This window comes from Persicitalea sp. (assembly GCF_041751555.1).
Lineage (GTDB): Bacteria > Bacteroidota > Bacteroidia > Cytophagales > Spirosomataceae > Persicitalea.
Genome location: NZ_JBGSXF010000341.1, coordinates 1 through 5020, shown reverse-complemented (window position 1 = coordinate 5020; position 5020 = coordinate 1). Strand labels below are relative to the sequence as shown.

General features: G+C 50.3%; 6 protein-coding genes. 4 read left to right on the top strand and 2 right to left on the bottom strand.

The window, feature by feature from the left end; translation table 11 throughout:
- Positions 1-287: 287 nt before the first annotated feature.
- Genes ACEW8P_RS12255 through ACEW8P_RS12240 form a run of 4 tightly spaced genes read left to right on the top strand, consistent with a single transcriptional unit; the run spans position 288 to position 4179 of the window.
- Positions 288-1202: a DUF4249 family protein gene (locus ACEW8P_RS12255; protein WP_373513368.1), complete on the top strand. Its 915-nt coding sequence runs from the start codon at positions 288-290 to the stop codon at positions 1200-1202.
- Positions 1203-1236: 34 nt separating this feature from the next.
- Entirely contained in the window at positions 1237-2889 is a 1653-nt protein-coding gene (locus ACEW8P_RS12250) for a carboxypeptidase-like regulatory domain-containing protein (protein WP_373513367.1), read from the top strand.
- A 17-nt stretch (positions 2890-2906) separates the two neighbouring features.
- Positions 2907-3539, top strand: coding sequence for a hypothetical protein (locus tag ACEW8P_RS12245; protein ID WP_373513366.1), 633 nt, complete (start codon positions 2907-2909; stop codon positions 3537-3539).
- A gap of 31 nt (positions 3540-3570) precedes the next feature.
- Complete coding sequence (locus ACEW8P_RS12240) at positions 3571-4179, top strand: outer membrane beta-barrel protein (RefSeq protein WP_373513365.1); 609 nt, start codon at positions 3571-3573, stop codon at positions 4177-4179.
- A 48-nt stretch (positions 4180-4227) separates the two neighbouring features.
- Here ACEW8P_RS12240 and ACEW8P_RS12235 read toward each other — a convergent pair whose 3' ends face one another.
- Positions 4228-4557: a hypothetical protein gene (locus ACEW8P_RS12235; RefSeq protein ID WP_373513364.1), complete on the bottom strand. Its 330-nt coding sequence runs from the start codon at positions 4555-4557 to the stop codon at positions 4228-4230.
- Positions 4547-4792, bottom strand: a complete 246-nt coding sequence (locus ACEW8P_RS12230) for a hypothetical protein (RefSeq protein ID WP_373513363.1) — start codon at positions 4790-4792, stop codon at positions 4547-4549. Before ACEW8P_RS12230 ends, ACEW8P_RS12235 begins: the two co-directional genes overlap by 11 nt.
- Positions 4793-5020: the final 228 nt, after the last annotated feature.

Genomic DNA, 5020 nt, shown 5'->3' with positions numbered 1-5020 from the left:
ATCTTTTCATCTTGCTTTTAGGATTTTAAGGTTTTGGGGTTTTTAGAGGAGAGAGTTCGAGAAGTCTAAAAGGGTTGAAAAGTTGAAGAATTTTTTATGAAAATATTGACTGACTTCGACAATTTTTTTGCAGTGTTTTTTCGTAAAATGATAAAAGAAACTAGTTCGCTTACAACCTTTTGTGTATCTTAGGTACTTTACAAAGAAAACAAAAACTAACAAAATATTTAAATCAGTGATAATTCATTTGCACGCTTTCAGTCAATAAAATCTATTCAATCTGTTTTTTGATTTTTCTAACAATACTAGGTTGTCAAGAGCGCGACGTAGATATCAATCTCCCCTACGATGGTGACAAACTTGTAGTGACGAGCCATTTGCAAGCTGGCTCGCCAATCGAAGTATATCTGGAACACACTTTCAAACCCCTGGGGCAGTTCCCGGAGGAACTGACTGTTTCCAATGCTACTGTTTTCATCATCAAAGACGGACGAGATACGACGGCGCTCACTTCCGCCGGAAATGGCAGTTACGTCTCAGATATGATGATTGAAGCAGGAAGCAGCTATGTTATCCGGGCAACGGCTCCCGGCTACGAAGCCGCACAGTCCAGGCCCGTCGAGGTTCCTATCAGCAGAGTAGAGTTTGAATACAAAATCAAGAAAGATGTCAGCGGCGTGTATTATCCTATTAAGAACTACGCTTTGGTAAGTCTCTATTTCAAGGATATTCGGCCCGAAAAAGAGTATTATGTGATTGGGCTCGTGAGCGTGTATAAAGACAAGAATATCTCAAATATGTTATTTGTCAATGACAACATTGCGGCGACCGAAGAAAATTGCCTGGCTTCTTATGCCGAGCGTAGGCAGGATAAAGGATTCCAGCCCGGAGTCAATTTGGTAAGAGGAGAATGTATGCCCGCCCAGGGAAATCCACTTAGCATTTCTATCAAAACACTTACTTCATACTTCAGTAGAACCAACCCTGATTCGAGTTATGTGGTGAGAGAAAAGGCCAGTAAATTGATTTTGAGAGTGGGTAAAGCCACCCAAAATTGGTTCGACTGGTCACAGATTGAGAACAATCAGCCCACCGATGTCGATTTCTTGTTTTTAACCCCGCAAAAGACTTTCACCAACATTGAGAACGGCTACGGGCTGGTCTTTGCATCGAACGAAACCCTGATCGAGATTGACTTATAAAGCAACCATATCACATTCAAGAACTTGGCTGCTGGTGTTATTTGTCACCTGGCTGCTCTCGCCGGAACTGCTCTTGGCGCAGCGGGTTACGATCAGCGGCACCGTTCACGACCGGGCCACGGGCGAACTGCTCATCGGGGCGACCGTAAGTGATCCGACGGATCGGTACGGGGCGATTACCAATCAGTACGGCTTTTTCAGCGTTACAGTACCGTCACAAATCGACACGTTGGAATTTTCTTACGTGGGCTACGCGACTTTCCAGCTGGCTGCGCTCAACGCGCAGCCCTCGCCAATCGACATCCGGCTGTCTCCGCAACGGGGATTAGATGAAGTAGTCATCAAAGGTAAGCGGGAAACGGCCGGACAGTTCATTCTGCCCGTGTCGCGCATCAAATCCATTCCGGCCTTGCTGGGCGAGGTCGATGTGCTGAAGGCATTGAGCCTGACGCCCGGCGTCATGACGGGCGGTGAAGGTACGGCGGGCTTGTACGTGCGGGGCGGCACACCAGACCAAAACCTAATCTTGCTGGACGAGGCCCCGGTGTACAACGTGATGCATTTGGGCGGCTTTTTCTCGGTCTTCAATCCCAATACCCTCAAATCGGTGAGTTTGTACAAAGGACCTTTCCCGGCCCGCTACGGCGGCAGGCTCTCCTCGGTGATCGACCTGACGATGAAAGACGGCAACAAGAAGAAAATGGCCGGACAGGTGGGCATTGGGCTTTTAAGCCAGAACCTGACCATCGAAGGCCCCATCATCAAGGACAAAGCCTCCTTCATCGTGTCCGGGAGGATTTCGACCTTGGGCGTGACCCGCCTGATCCGGCCCCGAAAGTCGAAAACCGGCTTCGGTGATTTCCCCAGCTACGGATTTTACGACCTGAACGCCAAGTTCAACTACCAGTTGAGCGCGACGGATCAGTTCTACGTCAGCCTGTACCAAGGCGATGACGATTTCAGGGTCAACGAATGGTCGAATAACGACGGGCAGCGCGACGAGACGAGCGTTGGTATTCGCTGGGGGAACACTACGGCTACCGCGCGGTACAGCAAGATTCTGTCCGACAAGCTGTTTGCGCGAGCAGTGCTGATTTATTCCCGTTACAACAGCGGTTTTAACACCGATTACAGCCAATACGACTCAGATGAAGACCGAACGGACGAATACTATAGCCACACCGACAGCCGCGTCCGGGACTACGGCTTCAAGCTGCAATTCGACCATTTCCCCAAGTCTTTTCTGAGCTTGAAGTACGGGGCCGATGTTACCGTTCACACATTCAGCCCTTTCCGGCTGCAGACGAACTACGAATTGGCGGGCGGTGTCCCCCCGGTGGCGAATATCGTCGGGACGCAGGTGGACGGCTTCGTAGAAAGCAGTACGACCTTTAAGCGCTTCCGGGCCGATGTCGGGTTGCGCGGTAGTTTGTACCGGGTGCAGAACAGCACTTTCGTTTATCCTGAACCCCGCCTTGGCCTGAACTGGAACGGGCCGAGAAACTGGTCGGTCAAGGCCGGGTATTCGGTCATGAACCAATACGTGCTTCTGCTCACCAACAACGGCCTGGGGCTTAGTTTCGACGCCTGGGTGCCTTCCACCAGCAAAGTCCCCCCCGCCAACGCGCAGCAGTGGTCGCTGGGGCTTTACAAAGAATTCCCCAAGCCGGCCTCGACCTCTCCGTAGAACTCTACCGGAAAAAGTTGAAAAGACTCATCGACTATCCCGATGGCATCGGGTTCAGCGGTCTGGCGGCGGACACTTGGGACGACACCGTCGAGAAAGGCGGTATTGGCCGCGTTCGTGGCCTGGAAGTGATGTTGCGCCGGGAAAGGGGTAAGCTGAACGGCTGGATATCCTACACGTTGTCGAAGAGTGAACGCCAGTTTACCAACATCGACGAGGCGCGCTGGTACCCCATGCGCTACGACCGCCGCCATAATCTGGCGGTGACGGGCAATCTAAAAATTGGGAAGAAGTGGTCGCTGTCCAGCACCTTCATCTACCAAACGGGCCACGCCGTTACACTGCCCGTAGCGGCCACTTCCGGTCGGTTCGCTTCCGAGACGCGGCTGCTGTACGGCGACCGCAACAACGGACGGATGCCCGCCTACCACCGTTTGGACCTGGGAGCCAGCAAAGAACTAATCACGCGCCATGGCAGAAAAGCGCAACTGAATTTTGGGTTGTACAACGCCTACAACCGGGCGAATCCTTTGTACTTCAACTTCAAGACGATAGTAAATCCCAAAGATGGGGTTCCCCAGGGAATCGAGCTTAAGCAACGCTCCCTCGTTCCCGTGTTGCCCTACATCAGCTACACTTTAAATTTTTAAAATAAACACCAATCCAAAATCTAAAATAACCATGAAGACTAACCAGATTATTTTCTCCCTGTTTCTATTTCTGATCGCCGGACTCCCGGCCCTATCCCAAACACCAATAATCTCGACCTCAGTCCCGCTGGAAAAGGGCAGCCATTTTGTGGGCTTGAACGCTACGGGAAATTATAGTGGAGGGGACAACAATTCTTCGGGATTACAACTGACGGCACAAGGCGGTATCTTCGTCGCGAAGGGATTGGTAACGGGCGTCCAGCTTAGTTACGACAAGTTTTATGGAGAAAGAACTCTATCCAGCGTCGTGGGTTCTCCTGCTAACGTAGATGCCGAGCGCACCGTAAAAAACTTCTCCCCCGAATTATTTGCCCGTTATTATCTTTTTCAAAGCAAAGTCCGACCGATCCTGCAAGTATCGGCGGGCGGCATCTTTCAAAGTACCGACAGGAAGGACTTTGACGGACTGGAAAGCAAGAAATCCAGGAAGGGATTTACCGCTGCGGCGGGGTTAGGGGTAGGATTTTTTGTAGCGAAGCGGGTTTCGGTGGAGTTGATGTATCAGAGAAGAACCCAGCCTGCCATCATCATGCGTGGTAATGATGAGCTGTGGCTTGGGATTTCGATTTTTTTGCGGTGAGGTAGAGGGAATTGGCTACTGATTCGCCATGTTTCGACACAATAGCTTTCAATCGTCAATCTCCAGGAGCAAACGCTCTAATTCCCCTTCATCTAGATTGCCTTTGCTACTTTTATCGTAAATGGAAAGAAGGTAAACGGTTTCGCCGACGATGTGGACATTGGTGATCACCCTGGCTCCGCCAGATTTACCCTGATTTTTGCTGGAAATTGCGAGGCGGATTTTGAAACAGTTTTTGCCGATGGAAGTACCTTGAACAGGATTAGCCGCGAGATTAGACCTCAAAACGAGAATATCGAGCGTCAATGATCGGTACTTTTTCAAAAGTTGCTTGAACTGCTTCTGAAATGTGCGGGTAGGGCGTATGTTAAAGCTCATTGAGGAACTCTTCCAAAGTGGGCAGGTTAATCTTTCCCTTCTTCGCCAAATTCACTTCCCTTACCGCCTCTTTCATCTCTGCTACGAGTTGCGCCTGGGTGGGTTCTTCGTATTCATCATCCGGCGCGAGCAAATGCGCCAGCCTAATCCTTTCAGGTTCGGGTAACTGTTGCCGGATAAGCGCGGCCAATTGATCGACCGAAAGTGGTACGGTGAGGGTCAAAACGGGTTCCATGATGTCAAGTATTTGAAGATGAATCTACGAAGATAAGGATTCTAACTTTATCGGCTTCAATTGGCACGTTGCTCGAAGATCGAGGTATCCTTCAATTTCTTGAAAAACTTAATCTCCGAGAAAATGCGCGGTGCGCTTGGCTCACCGCTGATGACTCCATCGGCAAAAGAGTAATTCTCCATTCGGGTAGGCACTAAAAGCCCCTGCACATTTTTCCAGTCGAGGTAC

Coding starts and splice junctions, on each gene's coding strand:
- ACEW8P_RS12230 (WP_373513363.1), bottom strand. CDS start 4,792: ATGGAACCCGTTTTGACCCTCACCGTACCACTTTCGGTCGATCAATTG.
- ACEW8P_RS12235 (WP_373513364.1), bottom strand. CDS start 4,557: ATGAGCTTTAACATACGCCCTACCCGCACATTTCAGAAGCAGTTCAAG.
- ACEW8P_RS12240 (WP_373513365.1), top strand. CDS start 3,571: ATGAAGACTAACCAGATTATTTTCTCCCTGTTTCTATTTCTGATCGCC.